The organism is Microtetraspora glauca, from assembly GCF_040656155.1.
Taxonomy (GTDB): Bacteria; Actinomycetota; Actinomycetes; order Streptosporangiales; family Streptosporangiaceae; genus Microtetraspora; species Microtetraspora glauca.
In genome coordinates this window covers 24796-44190 of sequence record NZ_JBFALK010000008.1, presented here as the reverse complement: position 1 = coordinate 44190, position 19395 = coordinate 24796, and the positions used below count along the sequence as shown (strand labels likewise).

Genomic DNA, 19395 nt, shown 5'->3' with positions numbered 1-19395 from the left:
AACACAGTGTCAGAATTATTGCGTATGCAAGCTAACCTGCGGCATGTAATACTCGATGTCCGGTCTGATCACTTACAACCGTGGGTCGCAATTTGGACTTCACCTCATATGCCAAGCTCGCCGTACTCCTTGTCAACGGGCGCGACCAGCTGAAAACCCTCGATTCCCTACGCGAGCTGCTCACCGAGACCGGCCGCACCGAAGCCGCCGCCCGTGCCACCCGGCGAGATCTGGACGCGATCTGCGAGCTGCGCGAGGAGCTGACCGGCGTGTTCGAGTCCGCCGCGAGGGGCGACGGAGCCGACGCGGTCGAGCGGCTCAACGGGCTCCTCGTCCGCCATCCCGTCCATCCTCAGATCTCCGGCCACGACGGCCAACCCTGGCACATGCACCTGACCGAGGGCGGCCGGGTGGCCGACACTCTGGCCGTCGGCTCCGTCATGGGCCTGGCGACGGTCATCACCAGCCTCGGCATGGATCGGCTGGGCATCTGCCAGGCGCCGCTCTGCGGCAACGCCTACCTCGACACCTCGTCGAACCGATCGCGTCGCTACTGCTCGGAACGCTGCGCCAACCGCGTCAACGTCGCCGCCTACCGGGCGCGCAGACGTGGCACGGCGAGGCGGAAGGCGACCCGCGGCCAGTAACGCAGCACCACCCTTCCGACGATCTCGGACTCCGGCACCGATCCGAAGTCCCAGCTGTCCCGGCGTCCCGGGGCGCGCTGGTTGTCGCTCTCCAGCCACCAGCCCTCCCCGGTACGCCGGAACGCCCGCTTGACGATCAGGCCGTGCGGCCGCCGCGCCACCACCAGGTCGCCCTCCCTGACAGAGGCGCCGCGCCGTACGAGCAGACAGTCTCCGGGACGCAGGACGGGCAACATCGAGTCACCCACGACGCGCACCGTGGTGAGCACATCCCCCTCCACACATGGCTTTCTGAGACGAGTAAGGTCGGTCTTGGACAGTGCTGTCACAGCATTAAGGAAGGATTCCGATGCTCGCACGACTGCTGCGGCCCAAGCACGAGGCGTCCGCCCATTGCGACCTGCCGTGCGGTGTTTACGACCCCGCCCAGGCCCGCATCGAGGCCGAGTCGGTGAAGGCCATCATGGCCAAGTACGCCGACAATGACGACCCGGTGTTCCGCGCGCGCGCTCTCACCATCAAGGAAGAGCGTGCGGAGTTGGTCAAGCACCACCTCTGGGTGCTGTGGACCGACTACTTCAAGCCGCCGCACCTGGAGCAGTACCCTCAGCTTCACCAGCTGTTCTGGGACGCCACCAAGCTCGCGGGCGCGGCCGGTGCGAAGGGCACCGTCGATGTGGCGAAGGCCGACGACCTCCTGGGCAAGATCGACGAGATCGCGAAGATCTTCTGGGAGACCAAGGCCGCCTGAGCCTGAGATCGCCCCGACCCCGCCGGTACGTGACCGCGCGGGGTCCGGTCTTTTTCCGGCCGGTCTGATCCGTGGAATCGACACGGAACGCGCTCTGAGATCGCGACAATCGGCGCGTCCCAGCCGAGCAATCGCGGGCGAGTGGCGGTAGGTTGCAGTGAGCGGCAGTGCGCCGGCTCGATTTGGGGCGAGGAGGAACGTGACCGAGGAAACCGAGACGCCTGCGGTGGATCTGGCCGGGATCCGCGACGCTGTGAGCGTCCGGCTGCCCGCCGTGAGCGCCTATCTGTCAGTGCTGCGTACGGCGACCGCCGGGCTCGCGGCCCGGCTGGACTTCACCCTCGACCAGATCGAGGACCTCCGCATCGCGGTGGACGAAGCCTGTGCCATGCTCCTTCGGCAGGCGGTGCCCGGCACCGATCTGGTCGCCGAGTTCGAGCTCACCGGGCAGGAGATGACAGTCCGGGTCGAGGTCAACACCGTCGGCGTGACCGCTCCCAAGCGCGACGACTTCGCCTGGATGGTGCTCACCGCGCTGGCGGACGACGTCGACGCCATCTCCGACTCCCCCGATCACATGGCGATCGTGCTGCGCAAGCGGCGAGGCGCGGCGAGGCCGGCGTGACGGAAAGGACTCGTGCCATGGCCTCCGGCGACTCGGCGGTGCCCGACCGCGTGCGTGCCCGCGCGCTCTTCGGGGAGCTCGTGGAGTTGCCGGCCGACGACCCGAGGCGTCAGCGCATCCGCGACGAGCTCGTCGAGCTCCACCTCCCGCTGGTGGAGTACCTCGCCCGCCGTTTCCGTAACAGGGGCGAGTGGCTCGACGATCTCACCCAGGTCGCCACGATCGGCCTGATCAAGTCGATCGACCGCTTCGATCTGGCCCGCGGCGTCGAGTTCTCCACCTACGCGACCCCCACCATCGTCGGGGAGATCAAGCGTCACTTCCGTGACAAGGGCTGGGCGGTCCGGGTGCCGCGCCGGCTCCAGGAGCTCAAGCTCTCGCTCACCAAGGCGATCAGCGAGCTGTCACAGCGGGAGAGCCGCGCGCCCACGGTCGCCGAACTGGCGGCCCACCTGCAGATGACCGAGGAAGAGGTCCTCGAGGGCCTGGAGTCGGCCAACGCCTACTCCACCGTCTCCCTCGACGCGCCCGACTCCGGTGACGACGACGCGCCCGCCGTGTCCGACTCGCTCGGCATCGTGGACGAGTCTCTCGAGGGCGTCGAGTACCGCGAGTCCCTGAAACCGCTGCTGGAGCGTCTGCCTCCGCGCGAGAAGCGCATCTTGCTGCTGCGCTTCTTCGGCAACATGACCCAGTCGCAGATCGCGACGGAGCTGGGCATCTCGCAGATGCACGTGTCCCGTCTCCTCGCCCGGACCCTCGCCCAGCTTCGCGAGGGCCTCACCGCGGACGACTGAGTCGCCCTTCCAGGCGAGGTCCGCCTGGAAGGAGCGGTGTCCAGGGTGGTGCGTCGCAAGGCGGAGGGCGAGGCCGTGTGGCCGAGCCACGCCGGCAAGGGCATCAGGAAGCGTCCGGCCCGTCCTCGCCCATCAGCGCCTTCGTGGACTGCGGGGCCAGGAGTGTCACCAGGGCGATCACCGCGGCCACCACCAGCGGTATGCCGTAGGCGTACTGCTGGGACTGGATCAACGTGATCGCCACGGGCAACGCGAAGATCTGGGTGATCACGCCCGGACCCCTGCTCCAGCGCAGCATCTGGAGAATCCCCCACGCGACCCAGAGCAGACCCGCGCCGACCAGGATCCCGAAGGCCGCGACGAAGATCGAGCTGATCAGGTCGCTCGGCTTTCCGATCACGGTCTCGACGGCGACGTAGCCGCCCAGGGCCACGGCGGCGATGCCCTCGACGGCCACCATTGCGGAGGCGACGGTCAGGGTCTGGGGTCGGCTGCTCACAGCGGCCCACCTTAACAACATGGGCGGTAGGGCATGGTTCGTGCTCTACCCTTCAGGGCATGCGGGCTCTCCTTGTCGTCAACCCCAAGGCGACGTCGACCAACCATCGCACGCGGGACGTCCTGATGAGAGCGCTCGGCGCCGCCATGGATCTGACCGTCGAGGAGACCGGCTACCGCGGCCACGCGGCGGCGATCGCCGGTGCGGCCCATGAGAAAGGGTTCGACGCGGTGGCCGTTCTGGGAGGCGACGGCACGATCAACGAGACGGTCAACGGCCTGTTGCGCGCACAGCCCGCGACGCCCGCGGCCGACCGCCCCGCACTGATCGTCATTCCCGGAGGGAGCGCGAACGTCTTCGCGCGGGCGCTCGGCCTGCCCAACAACCCGGTCGAGGCGACCGGAGCGGCGCTGGAGGCGCTGCGGGACGGCCGTCGGCGCACGATCGGGCTCGGCGAGGCCGTCTGGGACCGGGACGTTTCGCACGGCGATTCAGGGGCAGAGCCGCCGACTGGCCCGCAAGGGTCACGTTATTTCACATTTTGTGCTGGGCTCGGGTATGACGCCGAGGTCGTCCGGGCCGTCGAGGGGTTGCGCAGCGCCGGTTGCAAGGCGACGCCCGCGCTGTATGTCAAGACGGCGCTCAGTCACTACTTCCTGACTGATCGCCGCAATCCGTCCATGCGGCTGGAGCGTCCGCGTCAGGCACCGCAGGGCCGGATCTTCATGGCGATCGTCTCCAACACCGCACCGTGGACCTATGCCGGGCCTCGCCCGATCAACCCGACACCATGGGCCGGCTTCGAGACCGGGCTGGACCTGCTCGCGCTCCGGAAGATGGGGCTCTCAGCCGTACTCGGCCTGGTCCGGCAGATTATCGGCGAGCGCTCGGGACTGCCGACGGGCCGGCACCTGGTCCAGGCCCACGACGAGGAGGAGTTCACCCTTTCCGCCTCCCGTCCGGTGGCCTTCCAGCTCGACGGTGACTACCTGGGAGAACGCGAACGCGTGCTTTTCCGGTCTATCCCGGACGCATTACAAGTTCTCGTCTAGGCCGTTACATGCGGTCATAGTGTGACGCATCCGACAGCCATAACCGGCAAAACCTTCTCCCAAACCTCTTGTGCGGTCTTGGCCTGCCTGAAAAGCTGAATGCGACGTCGGAACGTAGGACCTTTGCGGAGGCCACCGCCCCCCGGAGTGCCCCGACGATCAATGGACCAAGCCCAGTACGACCCGTGTTCTGGGCGAAAGTTCGCAGCAGTTAGTGAAAGACTTCACAAAGTTGACGGTCAGGAGCCGCGGAAGGCTCCACTTACGAAGGAGTGGAACGCATGGACTGGCGCCACCGCGCTGCCTGCCGTGACGTGGATCCCGAGCTTTTCTTCCCGATCGGCAACACCGGCCCCGCGCTCATGCAGATCGAAGAGGCGAAGCAGGTCTGCCGGCAGTGTTCCGTCATGGAGTCCTGCCTCAAGTGGGCGCTCGAGTCCGGCCAGGACGCCGGTGTCTGGGGCGGCCTGAGCGAGGACGAGCGGCGCGCGCTCAAGCGCCGGACGGCCCGTGCCCGCGCCCGCGCGAACGTGTGAAAATTCCCCCAAGAGACCACGCACAGACCGAATGCAACAGCATCATCATTTCGCGGTTGTTGCGGTCACATGAAAGGCGAGGGTCGCGTCCCTAAGGACGCGACCCTTACCCGGTTTGAACGGGAATGCTGATCGTGACTTCGGTCCCGCCGCCTTCCCTGGGAGCGATAGACAAGCGTCCGGAAAGCTCGCCTACCACCAGCGTGCGGACGATCTGCAATCCGAGGCTTGTGGTCGACTCCAGATCGAAATCGGTGGGCAGACCCTTTCCGTCGTCCGCCACCACGACCTCCAGGTGATCCGCGTCCCGGGACACCACGACCTGGATGCTCCCGCTCGCGTGTGAGAAGCCGTGCTCCACCGCGTTCTGCAGCAGCTCGGTGAGGACCATCGCGATCGGCGTGGCCACGGCCGCGGGCAGCACGCCGAAGCTGCCGATCCGCTTCGGCGTCACATGCGCCACGGAGACCTCGGCGGTCATGGCGACGACCCGGTCGGCGATGTCGTCGAACTCGACCATCTCCTCCGGCATCTGGGCCAGGATCTCGTGCACGATCGCGATCGACCCGACCCGCCGGACCGCCTCCTCCAGCGCCTCCCGGCCTTCGGGGTTGCCGAGCCTGCGGGCCTGGAGCCGGAGCAGCGCCGCCACGGTCTGCAGGTTGTTCTTCACCCGGTGGTGGATCTCGCGGATCGTGGCGTCCTTGGTCAGCAGCTCGCGCTCCCTGCGGCGCAGCTCCGTCACGTCGCGGATGAGCACCAGCGCGCCGATCCGGCCGCCGCCGACCACCAGCGGGATCGCCCGGAGCAGCACGACGATGCCACCGCGCTCCACCTCGGTCTCCCTCGGGGCACGGCCGCTCGCGACGTGCATCAGGTCCTCGTTGATCGGCTCGTCCCGGTAACAGAGGTCCGCCGTGGTCCGCCCGAGCTCCGCGCCGACCAGATCGGCCTGCAGGCCGAGCCTCCGGTACGCGGAGAGCGCGTTGGGCGAGGCGTAGGTGACCCGCCCGGCCCGGTCCAGCCGGAGCAGGCCGTCGCCCACCCTCGGCGAGCGGACGAGCGTCGGCTCCTCCTCGGGGAACGGGAACCTGCCCTCGGCCACCATCTGCGCCATGTCCGAGGCGCTCTGCAGGTAGGTCAGCTCCAGCCGGGACGGAGTACGGGCGGACGACAGGTTCGTGGAGCGCTGGATGACCCCGATGAACTCGCCGTCCAGGCCACGCCGTACGGGAATGGTCTCCTCGCGGACCGGGACGCCGCTGGACCAGTCCGGGTCGCCCTCCCGGCAGATCCGGTGCTCGTTCCAGGCGGTGTCGATCAGCGGGCGTTCGCCCGGCGCCACGACCATGCCGACCACGTCGTCGTGGTAGACGGTGGGGCCGGTGGTCGGCCGCATCTGGGCGACGGCCACCCAGCCGGAACCCTCCCTGCGCGGGATCCACAGGATGAGGTCGGCGAACGACAGGTCGGCGAGCAGCTGCCAGTCGGACACGAGCGAGCGCATCCACTCGATGCCCGCTGCGTCGAGTGTGGTTTGGCGGGACACCAGGTCGCTGAGAGTCGGCACGACTGCATCATGCGTCCGGAACCGGCCCGAAGGCGAATCCACCTGTCCGACCTGCAAAGATGCACCCATGAGTAGGCCACTCGACACATTGCGTACGGCCACCGCCGGTAGGGAGGCGGCCGGCCTGCGGCGTACCCTGCGCCCGCGCACGCCCGACCATGACGGGCTGATCGATCTGGCCTCCAACGACCATCTCGGGCTGTCCGGGGACGACCGGCTCATCAGGGCGGCCGTACGGGCGACGGAGGACTGGGGCACCGGTTCGACCGGCTCACGGCTCGTCACGGGCACGACACTGCTCCACGCGGAGCTGGAGGCCCGGCTGGCGGCCTTCACCGGGGCTCCCGGCGCCCTCGTCGTCACCGACGCCGTCTTCTCCGTCGACGGCGACCTCGCGCCGCTTCGCGCACTGCACGCCGCCGCCGTACGGCACGGCGCCCTCCTGATGGTGGACGAGGCGCATTCCCTCGGGGTCGTCGGCGAATCCGGCAGAGGCGCGGTGCACGCTGCCGGACTTGCGGGGAAATCACATATTGTGAGAACCGTCACGCTTTCCAAGTCGCTCGGATCTCAGGGTGGTGCGGTGCTCGGCGCCCCCGAGGTGATCGAGACGCTGATCGAGACGGGGCGTTCGTTCATCTTCGACACCGGGCTCGCCCCCGCCTGCGTCGGCGCCGCTCTGTGCGCCCTCGAGATCCTGGACGAGCGTCCTGAGCTGCAGAAACGGGCGTCGGCCATCGCGCGGACGCTCGCCGCGACGGCGCGCGAACTCGGCCTGGAGTCCGGTGGCCCGGCGGCCGCCGTGGTCCCGATCGTGCTCGGCCCGCCCGGGGCCGCGGTCTCATCGGCGACCCTGTGTGCGGAACTCGGCGTGCGCGTGGGATGCTTCCGCCCACCATCGGTGCCCCATGGGAGGTCGTGTCTGAGGTTGACCGCTCGGGCCAATCTGGGGTCCGATGACCTCGCGGTGATCAGGCGGGCGCTCACCGCCGTGGCCGAACGGAAGGTGGGCTAGTGAGCCGGCGAACCATCGATGACGGCGTGGGGGAGGCATCGTGACCGAACTGACCGAGGACACGCCGAGAGTCCCGAAGTACTACGACGTCAAGCGCAGCCTCCTTGAACTCACCAAGAGCCTGCCTCCGGGCAGCGCGCTGCCGCCCGAGCGCACGCTCGCCGTGCGGTTCGTGACGTCCCGGACGACCGTGCGGCAGGCCCTGTCGGAACTCGTGGTCGAGGGCCGCCTGTTGCGGATCCAGGGCAAGGGCACGTTCGTCGCCCAGCCCAAGGTCGCCCAGGTGCTCCAGCTCACCTCCTACACCGGCGATCTCCGCACCGTGGGGCTCGAACCGGACACCAAGATCCTGGACATCAGCTACATCACCGCGGACGAGCAGCTCGGCCGGCGGCTGGCGATCAATCCGGGGGGCCGGGTGCTGCGCATCCACCGCCTGCGCCTGGCCAACGGCGAGCCGATGTCGATCGACACCACGCACCTGTCCGCCCGCAGGTTCCCCCGCCTCCGGCGGGAGCTCGAGGCGCATTCGTCGCTGTACGAGACGCTGCACAACGCGTACAACGTGCGGCTGACCGACGCCGAGGAGGTCATCGAGACCGTCCTCGCCACGCCGTACGACGCGCAGGTGCTCGGCGTGGACGTGGGCCTGCCCATGCTGCTGCTCACCCGGCACGCCTTCGACGCCGACGGGCATCCGGTGGAGTACGCCCAGTCGCTCTATCGCGGCGACCGCTACAAGTTCGTCACGCGTCTGCGCAGGCCAACCCCCTAGGGTTGCCTGATGAGCATCCTTGTCGTCACCGGCACCGACACCGGTGTGGGGAAGACCGTGGTCACCGCGGCGATAGCCGTACTCGCTCGGGAGCGAGGGGCCACGGTCGCGGTGGTGAAGCCGGCGCAGACCGGCGTGGCGCCGGGCGAGCCGGGGGACCTCGACGAGGTGATCCGGCTGTCGGGCATCACGACGACGTTCGAGTTCGCCCGGTTCCCGGACCCGCTCTCCCCCGCCGCCGCGGCGCGCGAGTCGGGTCTGCCGTCGCTCTCCCTGGTGGAGTCGGCCGAGCGGATCCGCGAGATCGCCGAGTCCCACCGGCTGGTGATCGTGGAAGGGGCGGGCGGGCTCCTCGTCCGCTTCGACGAGGAGGGCTCAACGCTCGCGGACCTGGCGCACCTGCTGCACGCCCCGGTGCTGGTGGTCACGCGCGCGGGGCTCGACACGCTCAACCACACCGCGCTGACGCTCGAGGTGATGGCGGGCCGCGGCGTCGAGCCAGCCGGCGTCGTCATCGGCTCCTGGCCGGCCGAACCCGATCTCGCGGAGCGTCACAACGTCGGCGACCTGGAGATGCTCGCCGCCCGCCCGCTCGCCGGGGCGCTGCCCGAGGGCGCGGCCGCGCTCGACCGTACGGCTTTCGCCCATGTCGCGCGGGCGGGGATCGGTCCCACGCTCGGCGGCGGGTTCGACCCGGCCCGGTTCCGATCGACGCTGAGGCTCAGCCTGTGACCGAGACCGCGGAGCGCCCCAAGAGCGCGGACATCCTCCGGGCCGCCCGGGTCCAGGTTCCGGAGGAGGGCAGCAGGACCTCGGCCTCCTCTCCGACCTCAGGACGCCGATCAAGGCGCTGTCGCAGACCCTCAGTGGCTCTCCTTGGGTGTCGCGGGGTCCGCGCCCCATTCCGTCCATGAGCCGTCGTACACCCTGAGCCGATCGAAGCCGATCTCCCGGAGCGCGACGAAGGCCGCGCTGGCGGATATGCCGCCGCCGCAGTAGAGGATCGCGGGACGGCCGCGCTCGATGCCCGCCCGCTCGGCGAGTTCGCGGAGGTCGGCCGGCGCGCGCAGCAGGCCGTCGCCGTCGAAGAGCACGGGCGCGGGCAGCCGGGTGGCACCCGGAATGTGGGCGCCCGCGGCGCCGTAGGTCGCGTCCATACGGCAGTCGACGATGGCGGTTCCGCCCTGGTCGAGCGCGGCGACGACGTCGTCCTTGGTGGCCCGCAGGTCGCGGGCGAGCGGCACCGGATATTCCCGCGGGCCTGGCTCGACCACCTCGCCGGTGATCGGACGTCCCTCCCGCCGCCAGGCGGGCAACCCGCCGTCGAGGACGTGCGCCTTCGCGTGCCCGTACTGGCGCAGCGCCCACACCAGCCGGGCCGCCATGTAGATGCCGCCGTCGTCGTACGCGACCACGGTCGTGTCGGGACCCACTCCGGCGGCGCCGAGGACCCGCGCGAACCTCTCCGGCTCGGCGAGCTGCCCCTGGATCGGGTCCGTGTCGCTGGACAGGTCGCGTAGCCAGCTCAGGTACACCGCGCCGGGAATGTGCCCGGCGGCGTACGCTCGCTCGCCCGCGGTCTCGTCGTCGAGTTCCCATCGGACGTCCACGACGCGGACGTCCGGGGACGTCAGTCGCGAGGCGAGGTCGGCGGTGCCGATGAAGGCCGGTGACGAACTCATGATTCCTCCTGGGAGCCGAGATAGATCTCTTGTACGCGTGCCGAGGCGATCAGCTCTCCGGCGGGTCCGGACTCGACGATGTGGCCGGTTTCCAGAACGTAGGCGTGGTCGGCCAGCTCAAGGGCGAGCCTGGCGTTCTGCTCGACGAGCAGGATCGTGTGGCCGTCGTCGCGCAGCCCGGCCAGCGCCTGGTAGATCCGGCTGACGAGCTTGGGCGACAAGCCCATGGACGGCTCGTCGAGGATGAGCAGGGTCGGCCGTGACATCAACGCCCGCCCGATCGCCAGCATCTGCTGCTGGCCGCCGGAGAGCACGCCCGCCGCGTCCTTCAGCTTCGGCGTCAGCTCGGGGAAGGTGTGCAGGACGTGGTCGAGTCCCGGCTCCTCACGCCATCTCCGGGTACGCGTCAGCGTCCCCATGCGCAGATTGTCACGGACGGACAGGTTGGCGAAGACCCGCCGCCCTTCCGGGACGTGCGCGACGCCGAGCCGGGCCAGCCGGTGAGGGGCGTGCCGGCTCACGTCGGTGCCGCCGACCGTGACCGTGCCCGAACGCGGCGTCTGCAGGCCGAGCAGCCCGCGGATCGTCGTGGTCTTCCCCGCTCCGTTGGTGCCGAGCAGGCAGGTGACCTGGCCTCCGCGAGCCTCGAAGGAGACGCCGTGGACGACCTCCAGCCGCCCGTGGGCGACCCGCATGTCCCGTACGGAGAGAGCGGAGTCGGTCATGATTCCCTCCGGGGTGCGATCCGGTCGGCGTCGGGTCCGAGGTAGGCCTCGATGACGCGGGGGTCCGCCCGGACCTCGGCTGGTTCTCCTTCCATGAGCAGCTCTCCGTGGTCGAGCACCGCGATGTGGTCCGAGATCTCCATGACGAGTCTCATGTTGTGCTCGATGAGCAGGACCGCGGCACCGGCGCCGGCCATCCGGGTCACCTGCTCGCCCACGGCGCGCACGCTTTCCGCGGGCAGCCCGGCGACCGGTTCGTCCAGCACGACCACACGCGGTTCGAGGGCCAGCACCCGGGCGAGCTCGACCAGCTTGGCCTGCCCGAACGGCAGTGACTCGACCGGCGCGTCGGCCAGTGCCGTCAGGCGGAACCGGTCGAGCAGTTCCTCCGCCGCCGCGCGCGCCCGCCTGTCCGCGCGTCGTGCCCGAGGCAGGCCGACGACGGCGCTGAGCAGTCCCGCGCCCCCGCGTCCGTACGCGCCCATCACGACGTTGTCGATCACCGTCAGGCCGGTGAAGATCTCCAGGTTCTGGAAGGTGCGCGCCAGGCCCGCCGTGGCCCGCCGGTCGGGCCCTCTGCGGGTCAGGTCGTGCCCGGACACGTCTATCCGTCCCGCGTCCGGACGCTCGAAGCCGGACACGATGTTGGCGAGCGTGGTCTTGCCCGCGCCGTTCGGGCCGATGAGCGCGGTCACCGCGCCGGGGCGTGCCCGGAGCGACACGTCCCGCAGGACGCGGACCCCGCCGAAGCTCTTGGAGATCCCCGTTATGACGAGTCCCTCGTCGGTCACGACGCGCTCCCTTCCGTCGCCCGGGCGACGGCGGGCCGTGCCCCGCGCCGCGGCCATCGCGCGCCGGCCGCGCCCGCGACACCGCCGGGGAATGCCTGGACGACCACGAGGAAGACCAGGCCCACGATGAGCATCTCGTAGCCGGCGTACTCGGTGCCGAGCTCGTCGAGCGCGGTCAGCAGCGCGGCGCCGATCAGCGGACCCGCGGCTCGTCCCGCACCGCCCACGGTCAGGCCGACCACGCACAGCACCGCCGTCAGGAACCCGAACGACGACGGGCTGACGAAGGTGGCGTCGAAGGTCTCCAGCGCGCCCGCCACCCCCGCGTAGCACCCGCTGAGCGCGAACGCGAACAACCTCAGCCGGAACGCCCGTACGCCGCTGGCGACGGCGGCCGGTTCTGACGCTCCCAGCGCGCGCAACGCCCGGCCCGCCCGCGAACGCTCGAAGTTGTACGCGACGACGACACCGAGCAGGGCGAGGACGGCGGCCAGCACGTACATGGGGAGCGGGCCGCTGATCTCGATCCCCGCCACCGACAGCGCGGGAATGCCGAGCAGCCCGTTGGGGCCGCCGGTGACTCCCGTCATACGCCCGAACAGGATGTACAGGATGTAGCCCGCGCCCAGAGTCGCCATCGTGAAGTACGTCGCGCGCAGGCGCAGTGACGCCGCCCCGATCACCAGCGCCGCGACGGTGGCCAGCACCGGCGCGGCGACGAAGGCGAGCGCGGGCGGCACGTCCAGGCGGGCGGCGAGGATGCCCGCGGTGTAGGCGCCGAGGCCGTAGAAGCCCGCCTGGGCGAGTGAGCTCATCCGGGCGTAGCCGTTGATGAAGTTGAGCCCGGTGAGCAGCAGCAGCATCACGCAGAAGCGCAGCTGGATCGCGCGCGCGAAATCGGAGATGAAGATCAGCGGCATCGCCGCGAGCAGCACCGCGGTGATCACCGGAGTCGTCGGGCGCCATCGACGGATGCGCGAGACGGCCATCAGACGCGCACCACCTTCCGCTGGGAGAACAGGCCGGTCGGCCGGGTGAACAGAATGATCAGCAGGATCACGAACGCGACCGCGTCGCCGTAGGCGGCCGATCCGTAACCGGCGACCGCCGCCTCCACGAGCCCGATGACGAGTCCGCCGATCACCGCGCCGTAGAGGTTGCCCAGCCCGCCGAGCATCGCGGCGGCGAAGCCCTTGAGCCCGAGCAGGGTGCCGGACTCGTACGACATGACGGACAGCGGCGCCAGCCCGGCTCCGCCGAGGGCGCCGAGGACGGCGGCGATCACGAAGACCCAGCGGGCCACGCTGTGGAACGGGACGCCGAGCGACGTGACCACCTCGGGATCATCGGCCGCCGCCCGCAGGATCGTGCCCTGCCGGGTACGCCGGAAGAAGAGCGACAGGCCGACCGCCACGACGAAGACCACGGCGAGGTTCCACAACGTCTGCGTGTCGGCGACGGCGCCGCCCACACGCAGGGGCCGCTCGCCGAGGAAGTGCGGCAGCCCGTACGTCTTGCGGTCGGTGAGCAGCAGGACGGCCGCCTTGAGCGCGACCGCCAGCCCGATCGTGGCGATCGTGATGATCTCGGCGGAGCGGGCGCCGGAGAAGCGGCTCACGGCGAGCTCGGTCACCAGTCCCGCCACGACGCCCGCCGCCACCGCGCACAGGACGCTGACCGGCAGCGGCGGGTGCCACACCTCGTGGACGACGCCGGCGACGACACCGCCCACCATGACGTACTCGCCCTGGGCGAAGTTCACCGCGCCGGTGCCGTTGGCCACGACGCCGAATCCGACCGCGACCAGCGCGTACACCGCGCCCACGCTGAGGCCGGCGAACACCACTTGGAGCAGGAGATTCATCGCAGTCCTCGTTCTGGTACGGCGCCCGGCCGGGCCGGGCGCCCTGGCATCTCAGCCGGCGAGTACGAAGCGCTCGCCATCCCACTTGATCATTTCCACGCCGTCCGTGCCGAGGCCGCTGTGGTCCTGGGCGCTGTAGCGGAAGACGCCCGTGACCCCGACGTGCTCGCCGAGGGTCTCCAACGCCTTGGCCGCCAGCGGACCGTCGGTGCTCTTCGCCTTCCCGATCGCCTCGGCGGCGAGCATCAGGGCGTCGTACGCCTGGCCCGCGTAGACGTTGGGCTGCTCGTGGTACTTGGCCTCGTACGCCGCGGCGAATTCGCCGATCGTCTTCTTCTGCGGGTCCGAGTCGGGCAGCAGGTCGGCGACGGGAAGCTTGGGCGAGGACAGGACGGTGCCGACGCCCGCGTCGCCCGCCTGCTTCATGTACCGGTCGTCGACGAATCCGAAGCTGTGCTGGATCAGCGCCGCCCCGTCGGTCACGACCGTCCGCGCGTTCTTCAGGAACGTCACCCCCGAGCTGTCGGTCGTCCAGGCGAGGTACGCCTGCGGCTTCCCGGCGCCCAGCTTGGTCAGCAGCGGGGTGAAGTCGCCGGTCCCGGGGTCGAAGGAGGCCACCGCCAGTTTGAGGCCGGCGGCCGGCAGCTCCTTCTCGGCGACCTCGAGCGCGGACTGCCCGAAGCCGCTGGTGTCGGGGAGCAGCGCGACGTTCGTGACGCCCTTGGCCTTCCAGAACTCGATGATCTTTTGCATGACGACCGTGTCGTTGAACGTCGCCTTGAAGGTCAGCGGATGCTCGGTCTCCGGCTGCACGATGGCGCGCGCGCCCTCGGTGGCCACGAAGAGCTTCTTCGCCGACGCGGTCAGCTGTCCCATGGCGAGCGCGATGCCGCTGGAGCTTCCGCCGCCCACGATGGCGTCGACCTTGTCGTCGGTCAGCAGCTTGCGGGTCTGGGTCACCGCGGTGGAGGTGTCACCCGCCGGGTCGTAGAACTTCCACTCGATCTTCCTGCCGTCGATGCCGCCGCGCTGGTTGATCTGTTCGACGGCGAGCTCGGTGCCCTTGCGCATCTTGTCGCCGACGTTCGCGGCGGGGCCGGTGACCGAGTACAGCGTGCCGATCTTGATGGTGGCGGCGGAGTCCTCCGCACCGGCGTCCGCACCGGCGTCGGCGCCGGCGGAGCATCCGGCCGCGAGCGCCGCGGTGATCGTGAGGGCGATCGGCGTGGTCAGCCGCCACCGAAGTCGTCTGGTCATGGGTCTCTCCTGAGGGGATTCGCGACGCCTCGGCATCGCGGGAAAGCGTGAGGGAAACGGGGAGAAGGAGCGGGCGGAGACGGCGACGAGTCACCGCTCGCCTGAGGACGGGCCGGGGGTGTCGCGTTCCCACTGCTCGTCGGCCTGCCGGACGGCGGCGACGATGCCCTGGTAGCCCGTACATCGGCACAGGTTGCCGGCCAGCGCCGTACGGATCTCGCGCTCGTCCGGGCCGCGCCGCGCGGCGAGCAGCTCGTACGCGGCCAGCAGGAACCCCGGCGTGCAGAATCCGCACTGCAGGGCGTGATTCTCGGTGAAGGCGCGCTGGAGCGGATGCAGTTCCTCCGGGTCGGATGCGAGCCCCTCCACGGTCGTCACCTCGCACCCCTCCGCCTGTACGGCGAACATCAGGCAGGAACGCACCGAGGCTCCGTCGACGAGGACGGTGCACGCGCCGCACGCCCCCTGTTCGCAGGCCACATGCGTACCGGTCAGGGAGAGGTCCTCCCGCAGCGTGTCGGCGAGGGACTGTCTCGGTTCCACCGTCACGCGGCGGTCGGCGCCGTTGACCCGGAGACTCACCTCTCGCCGATCAGGCGACATCACGGTCATCCTGCCTTTCCACTGACCTTTCCACTGACCTTTCCACTGACCTTGCCGCCGCCTCTCCCGCGGCCCGCCGCAGTGCCCGGTCCAGGGCGCGCAGCGCCAGCCCGTGCACCAGCCGCCGCCGGTATCCGTCGGCCGTGCTCCACTCGGCGGCCGCGCGTGCCACCTCGGAGAAGGCCGCCGCCGACGGCCGGGCACCGATCAGCCGCTCCACGGCCGGCGGCCGCAAGGGGCGATCGCCCACCCCCGCGCAGACCAGCACGGCGTCCTCGACCACCGCACCGTCTGCGACGGGACCCTCGACCACGGGACCCTCGACCACGGGGGCCGCCGACAACGTCAGGGCGCACGCCACACCCGCCACGGGCCGGTCGGCGTACCGGCGGCCGTACTCCACCCAGGCCTGGCCGGTGCGGGAGGACGGCACGGGGAACCGGACGCCGGTGACCAGTTCGCCGGGGGCGAGGACGGTGCGGTACGCCGCGACGAAGAACCGTTCGGCGTCGACGACGCGGCTCCCGTTCGCGGACGCGATGCTCAGCTCGGCGCCGCAGGCCACCGCGACCGAGGGCAGCTCGGCGGCGGGGTCGGCGTGGGCCAGGCTCCCGCCGACCGTCCCACGGTTGCGCGTCGCGATCCGCCCGATCAACGGCAGCGCGTCGGCGAGCAGCGGGAGACGCGCGGCCACCTCGGGGTCCAGCTCCAGGCGGCGCTGCCGCGTCAGCGCGCCCACCTCCACGGCGTCGGCGGTGACGCGCACATAGTCGAGTTCCGCGACCCCGTTGACGTCGACCAGCACCTTCGGCCGTACGGTCCGCAGGTTGAGCAGCGGGACGAGGCTCTGCCCGCCGGCCAGCACCCGCGCGTCCGCGCCGTGGTCAGCCAGGTGGTCCAGCGCCTCGTCCAGCCGGCGAGGGCGGACGTAGTCGAACGGGGCGGGTTTCATGATCGGTTCAGGCTCCGATCGGGGAGCCGATGCGGGTGATGTCCCAGGCTTCGGTCATGTGCAGCGGCAGCACGTTGTCGCCGCCGATCTCCTTGAGCCGGAGCATCGTGTCATACGCCTCGAAGAGGTCGGTGTGCCCGCCCGGCGGGATGACCTTGAAGTGCTCGCTCTCCTCCTCGGAGGGGTAGAAGTTCTCCTTCAGCACGCACATGCCGGCGATGACGAACGCGCCCTCGCTGGTCGTGACGATCGCGGACTGCCCACCGAACGTGTGCCCCGGCGAGAGCACCAGGTCGAGACCGTCGGCGATCTGGTGCGACCCGTCCAGGAGCCGCAGGTCCATTCCCGCGATCTTGTCGTAGTGCTCCTTGGGGGCGAAGGAGGTGGCGAACATCTCGTGCGACGGGGTGGTCTCCCACTCCTTGCGCTGCACGTAGAACGCGCTCTCGCTGAACGGCTCCACCGTCATGCAGTGGTCCCAGTCCAGGTGCGACAGCACCACCACGTCGATGTCGCGCGGTGACAGGCCCCGGTCGGCGAGATGCCCGGTGATCGGCTTGACGTCGACCACGTCGGCGAACACCTGGCCCACGTGGACGAGCTCGCGGTCCTTCGGCCTGATGTGCTCGCCGTAGTCGGCGGCGCTGCACCCGACGTCGACCAGCACGTTGAGGTCCTTGCCCCGGATCAACCACGACACGTACGGGATGTCGATGGCGACACCGGCGTTGTGCATGTAGGTGAACCGGCTCTTCTCGCGGTGCGGCCCGTAGGCGACGACCATCGGTTCGATGGTGAACAAGACTGCTTCCTTCCCAGGTCTTATGTAGAAGTACGGGATCTCAGGAGGACGACTGCGGGCGATCCGGGTCTCCGATCAGCCCGGCCACGTACTCGGGCGTCAGCGGGGTGCGGTCCACTTCCGCCCCGAAGGGGACGAGCGCGTCGGCGACCGCGTTCGCCACGGCCGCGGGGGTGGAGATGACCCCCGACTCGCCCATGCCCTTGACTCCGTTCACCGTCAGCGGCGACGGCGAACAGTGGTGCCCGAGCCGTACGGGCGGGATCTCGGCGGCCGTCGGCAGCAGATAGTCGGCGAAGGACGTGGCCAGCGGAAGTCCGTCGGCGTCGAAGGGGATGTGCTCGTAGAGCGCGCCCCCGACCCCTTGCGCGAACGCGCCCAGCACCTGCCCCTCGACGATGAGCGGATTGATCATGGTTCCGCAGTCCTCGACCGCGGCGGCGTCGATCACGGTCACCCCGCCGGTCCACGGATCCACCTCGACGGCGACCATCACGCACCCGTTCGAGTACGTGGCCGGGGGATCGTAGAAGCGCGTCACCACCAGGTCCGGCTCGGGCATGACCTCCCGCACCGCCGGGTCGAAGTACGCCCGCTGGGCGAGCGCGCCAAGTGGGAGGGCCGGGCCGGAGTCGCCACGGACGTGGACGTGCCCGTCCGCGAAGACCAACTCGCCGGGATCGCGTTCGAGCAGCCCCGCGGCGATGGCGGCGAGCTTGTCACGCAGGTCCTGGGCGGCCAGGGCCAGCGCGCCCCCGGTCACTGCGGCCGTCCGGCTGGCCCGCGTCCCCGCCGTGCTCATCGGAACGGCCGCGGTGTCGTTCGCCAGCACGGTGACCTCGGCGGGATCGACGCCGAGCACCTCGGCCACGACCTGGGCCAGCGACGTGGCGTGCCCCTGCCCCTGCGAAGGGGTGCCGACCGCCACGGTGACCTCGGCCGAGGGTTCCATCGTGATCCGGACGCTGTCGTGGGACGAGAACGACCACGATGACTGGGCCGCCCCCTCGGTGCCCCAGCCGCTCGGCTCGACGTACGGGCTGACACCGATGCCGATGTAGCGGCCGGTCTCGCGGGCGACCCGCTGCCGCTCCCGCAGCCCCGAATAGTCGATCAGCTCCGCGGCCGTGTCGAGGGACTCCACGAAGCTGCCGCTGTCGTAGACCATTCCGGTGGGCGAGGTGTGCGGGAACTCCCGTACGAGGTTCTGCCGCCGCAGGTCCACCGGATCGCGGCCGAGCAGCCGCGCGGCGCGGTCGATGAGGACCTCCCGCGCCGAATGACTGGCCGTCCACCCCACACCCCGGTAGGCCGAGATCGGGGTCTTGTTGGTCAGGACCGCGGTCACCTGCCACGCCACGTCGCGGATCCGGTACGGCCCGGGGAGCAACCCCGCGGAGAGGTAGGACTCGATCAGTGTGCTCGCGCTGTTGTAGGAGTACGCCCCCGAGTCACCGAGAATCCGCGCCCGGATCGCCTCGAAGGTGCCGTCGGCGGCGACCGCGAGCTCCATGTCGATGATCTGGTCCTTGGAGTGCGGCGCCGCGGTGATGTTCTCCCTGCGGTCCTCCACCCACTTCACCGGCAGGCCGGTGGCGCGCGCGGCCAGCGCCACCGCCACCTCCTCGGGGGAGGCCGGGATCTTCTGCCCGAAACCGCCGCCGACGTCGGGGACGAGGACCCGGATCCGCCCTTCCGGCATGTCCAGGCAGGCGGCAAGCTTGCGGCGCAACAGATGGGGCGACTGGGTCGAGCTGTGCACGGCGAGGCGGTCGTCGGCCCGGTCGTAGCTCGCCAGGCAGCCGCGCCCCTCCATCGGCGCCGCGACGAAGCGCCCGGTGGTGAACCGGCCGCTCAGCACGTGCGCCGCTCTCGCGAAGGCGGCGTCGACGTCGCCGTGTTCACGGCCTCCCTCGTACACCACGTTGGTGGGGAGGTCGTCGCACAGCCGCGTCGTCCGCTCGGTGCGCGCGGCCTCGGGGTCGGTGAGGACCGGCAGCGGCTCGTAGACGACCCGGACCAGATCGGCGGCGTCCTCGGCGACGGCCCGGCTCTCGGCCAGGACGACGGCCACCGCCTCGCCCGCGAAGCGCGCGCGGCCGGCCGCCAACGCGGGCTGCGGCGTCTTGCGCAGATCCGGCACCGCGACGGCGTCGAGCAGCGGCCGATGCGGCAGATCGTCCGCCGTCAGGACCGCGCGCACGCCCGGCAGGGCCCGCGCGGCGGCGGAGTCCACGGCGACGATCGCGGCGTGCGCGTGTGGGGACCGCACGAAGCAGGCGTGCGTCACCCCGGGCACCGTGACGTCGGCGAGATAGCGCCCCGCTCCGACGAGGAGCCGGGGGTCCTCCCTCCGGGTCAGCCTGGCGCCCAGCGCGCTCCCGAAGGACGTGACCCGAGGCGGCCGCGAGCCCATGCACCCTCCCCACACGACAACGAGCGATTTCCTGCG

Annotated in this window: 22 protein-coding genes; 9 read left to right on the top strand and 13 right to left on the bottom strand. The window is 70.4% G+C overall.

The window, feature by feature from the left end; translation table 11 throughout:
- The first annotated feature begins 80 nt into the window (after positions 1–80).
- A complete protein-coding gene (locus tag AB0I59_RS16285) occupies positions 81–647 on the top strand; it encodes a CGNR zinc finger domain-containing protein (protein ID WP_358133490.1) in 567 nt (188 codons plus the stop codon).
- Here AB0I59_RS16285 and AB0I59_RS16280 read toward each other — a convergent pair.
- Entirely contained in the window at positions 593–976 is a 384-nt protein-coding gene (locus AB0I59_RS16280; protein WP_358133487.1) for a S24 family peptidase, read from the bottom strand. The two genes, AB0I59_RS16285 and AB0I59_RS16280, sit on opposite strands and share 55 nt — an antisense overlap.
- A 20-nt stretch (positions 977–996) precedes the next feature.
- Here AB0I59_RS16280 and sodN point away from each other — a divergent pair, with 20 nt between their 5' ends.
- The 3 genes from sodN (at position 997) to AB0I59_RS16265 (ending at position 2820) form a co-directional block, all read left to right on the top strand.
- Entirely contained in the window at positions 997–1398 is a 402-nt protein-coding gene (sodN, locus tag AB0I59_RS16275; protein ID WP_061255167.1) for a superoxide dismutase, Ni, read from the top strand.
- Positions 1399–1597: 199 nt separating this feature from the next.
- Positions 1598–2023: an ATP-binding protein gene (locus AB0I59_RS16270; RefSeq protein WP_061255168.1), complete on the top strand. Its 426-nt coding sequence runs from the start codon at positions 1598–1600 to the stop codon at positions 2021–2023.
- A gap of 17 nt (positions 2024–2040) precedes the next feature.
- On the top strand, positions 2041–2820 hold the full coding sequence (locus AB0I59_RS16265; protein WP_174552356.1) for an RNA polymerase sigma factor SigF: 780 nt from the start codon (positions 2041–2043) through the stop codon (positions 2818–2820).
- A gap of 103 nt (positions 2821–2923) precedes the next feature.
- Here the strand turns inward: AB0I59_RS16265 and AB0I59_RS16260 are convergent, their stop codons facing one another.
- Positions 2924–3319, bottom strand: a complete 396-nt coding sequence (locus AB0I59_RS16260) for a hypothetical protein (protein ID WP_061255169.1) — start codon at positions 3317–3319, stop codon at positions 2924–2926.
- 59 nt (positions 3320–3378) lie between these two features.
- Between AB0I59_RS16260 and AB0I59_RS16255 the strand changes: the two genes are divergently transcribed.
- Entirely contained in the window at positions 3379–4371 is a 993-nt protein-coding gene (locus AB0I59_RS16255; protein ID WP_061255170.1) for a diacylglycerol/lipid kinase family protein, read from the top strand.
- Between the two features lie 281 nt (positions 4372–4652).
- The gene (locus AB0I59_RS16250; protein ID WP_061255171.1) at positions 4653–4907 is read left to right on the top strand and encodes a WhiB family transcriptional regulator; all 255 of its coding nucleotides are present in this window, start codon (positions 4653–4655) and stop codon (positions 4905–4907) included.
- A gap of 106 nt (positions 4908–5013) precedes the next feature.
- Here AB0I59_RS16250 and AB0I59_RS16245 read toward each other — a convergent pair whose 3' ends face one another.
- Positions 5014–6477 (bottom strand): sensor histidine kinase, encoded by a 1464-nt coding sequence (locus AB0I59_RS16245; RefSeq protein ID WP_061255172.1) that lies wholly within the window; start codon positions 6475–6477, stop codon positions 5014–5016.
- A gap of 67 nt (positions 6478–6544) precedes the next feature.
- Between AB0I59_RS16245 and AB0I59_RS16240 the strand changes: the two genes are divergently transcribed.
- From AB0I59_RS16240 to bioD, 3 genes are read left to right on the top strand one after another with little or no spacing between them, the layout of a single operon-like run.
- Positions 6545–7492 (top strand): aminotransferase class I/II-fold pyridoxal phosphate-dependent enzyme, encoded by a 948-nt coding sequence (locus AB0I59_RS16240; protein ID WP_358133480.1) that lies wholly within the window; start codon positions 6545–6547, stop codon positions 7490–7492.
- 49 nt (positions 7493–7541) lie between these two features.
- Positions 7542–8267, top strand: coding sequence for a GntR family transcriptional regulator (locus tag AB0I59_RS16235; RefSeq protein ID WP_061255266.1), 726 nt, complete (start codon positions 7542–7544; stop codon positions 8265–8267).
- A 9-nt stretch (positions 8268–8276) separates the two neighbouring features.
- Complete coding sequence (bioD, locus tag AB0I59_RS16230) at positions 8277–8999, top strand: dethiobiotin synthase (protein WP_061255174.1); 723 nt, start codon at positions 8277–8279, stop codon at positions 8997–8999.
- A 131-nt stretch (positions 9000–9130) separates the two neighbouring features.
- On the opposite strand, the gene AB0I59_RS16225 is transcribed toward bioD, so the two are convergent.
- The 10 genes from AB0I59_RS16225 to AB0I59_RS16180 all read right to left on the bottom strand — a co-directional run bounded on the left by AB0I59_RS16225 (position 9131) and on the right by AB0I59_RS16180 (position 19359).
- Entirely contained in the window at positions 9131–9949 is an 819-nt protein-coding gene (locus AB0I59_RS16225) for a sulfurtransferase (RefSeq protein WP_061255175.1), read from the bottom strand.
- On the bottom strand, positions 9946–10674 hold the full coding sequence (locus AB0I59_RS16220) for an ABC transporter ATP-binding protein (RefSeq protein ID WP_358133476.1): 729 nt from the start codon (positions 10672–10674) through the stop codon (positions 9946–9948). Before AB0I59_RS16220 ends, AB0I59_RS16225 begins: the two co-directional genes overlap by 4 nt.
- On the bottom strand, positions 10671–11465 hold the full coding sequence (locus AB0I59_RS16215) for an ABC transporter ATP-binding protein (protein WP_358133473.1): 795 nt from the start codon (positions 11463–11465) through the stop codon (positions 10671–10673). Before AB0I59_RS16215 ends, AB0I59_RS16220 begins: the two co-directional genes overlap by 4 nt.
- Complete coding sequence (locus tag AB0I59_RS16210; RefSeq protein WP_061255177.1) at positions 11462–12454, bottom strand: branched-chain amino acid ABC transporter permease; 993 nt, start codon at positions 12452–12454, stop codon at positions 11462–11464. The genes AB0I59_RS16215 and AB0I59_RS16210 overlap by 4 nt, the downstream gene beginning before the upstream one ends.
- Positions 12454–13329: a branched-chain amino acid ABC transporter permease gene (locus AB0I59_RS16205; protein ID WP_061255178.1), complete on the bottom strand. Its 876-nt coding sequence runs from the start codon at positions 13327–13329 to the stop codon at positions 12454–12456. Before AB0I59_RS16205 ends, AB0I59_RS16210 begins: the two co-directional genes overlap by 1 nt.
- A 51-nt stretch (positions 13330–13380) precedes the next feature.
- Entirely contained in the window at positions 13381–14586 is a 1206-nt protein-coding gene (locus tag AB0I59_RS16200) for an ABC transporter substrate-binding protein (protein WP_358133468.1), read from the bottom strand.
- A 90-nt stretch (positions 14587–14676) separates the two neighbouring features.
- Positions 14677–15189, bottom strand: a complete 513-nt coding sequence (locus AB0I59_RS16195) for a (2Fe-2S)-binding protein (protein ID WP_358133465.1) — start codon at positions 15187–15189, stop codon at positions 14677–14679.
- Complete coding sequence (locus AB0I59_RS16190) at positions 15179–16141, bottom strand: FAD binding domain-containing protein (RefSeq protein ID WP_358133462.1); 963 nt, start codon at positions 16139–16141, stop codon at positions 15179–15181. Before AB0I59_RS16190 ends, AB0I59_RS16195 begins: the two co-directional genes overlap by 11 nt.
- Positions 16142–16148: 7 nt before the next feature.
- Complete coding sequence (locus AB0I59_RS16185) at positions 16149–16943, bottom strand: N-acyl homoserine lactonase family protein (protein WP_061255182.1); 795 nt, start codon at positions 16941–16943, stop codon at positions 16149–16151.
- Between the two features lie 40 nt (positions 16944–16983).
- Positions 16984–19359, bottom strand: coding sequence for a xanthine dehydrogenase family protein molybdopterin-binding subunit (locus tag AB0I59_RS16180; protein ID WP_358133459.1), 2376 nt, complete (start codon positions 19357–19359; stop codon positions 16984–16986).
- Positions 19360–19395 lie beyond the last annotated feature (36 nt).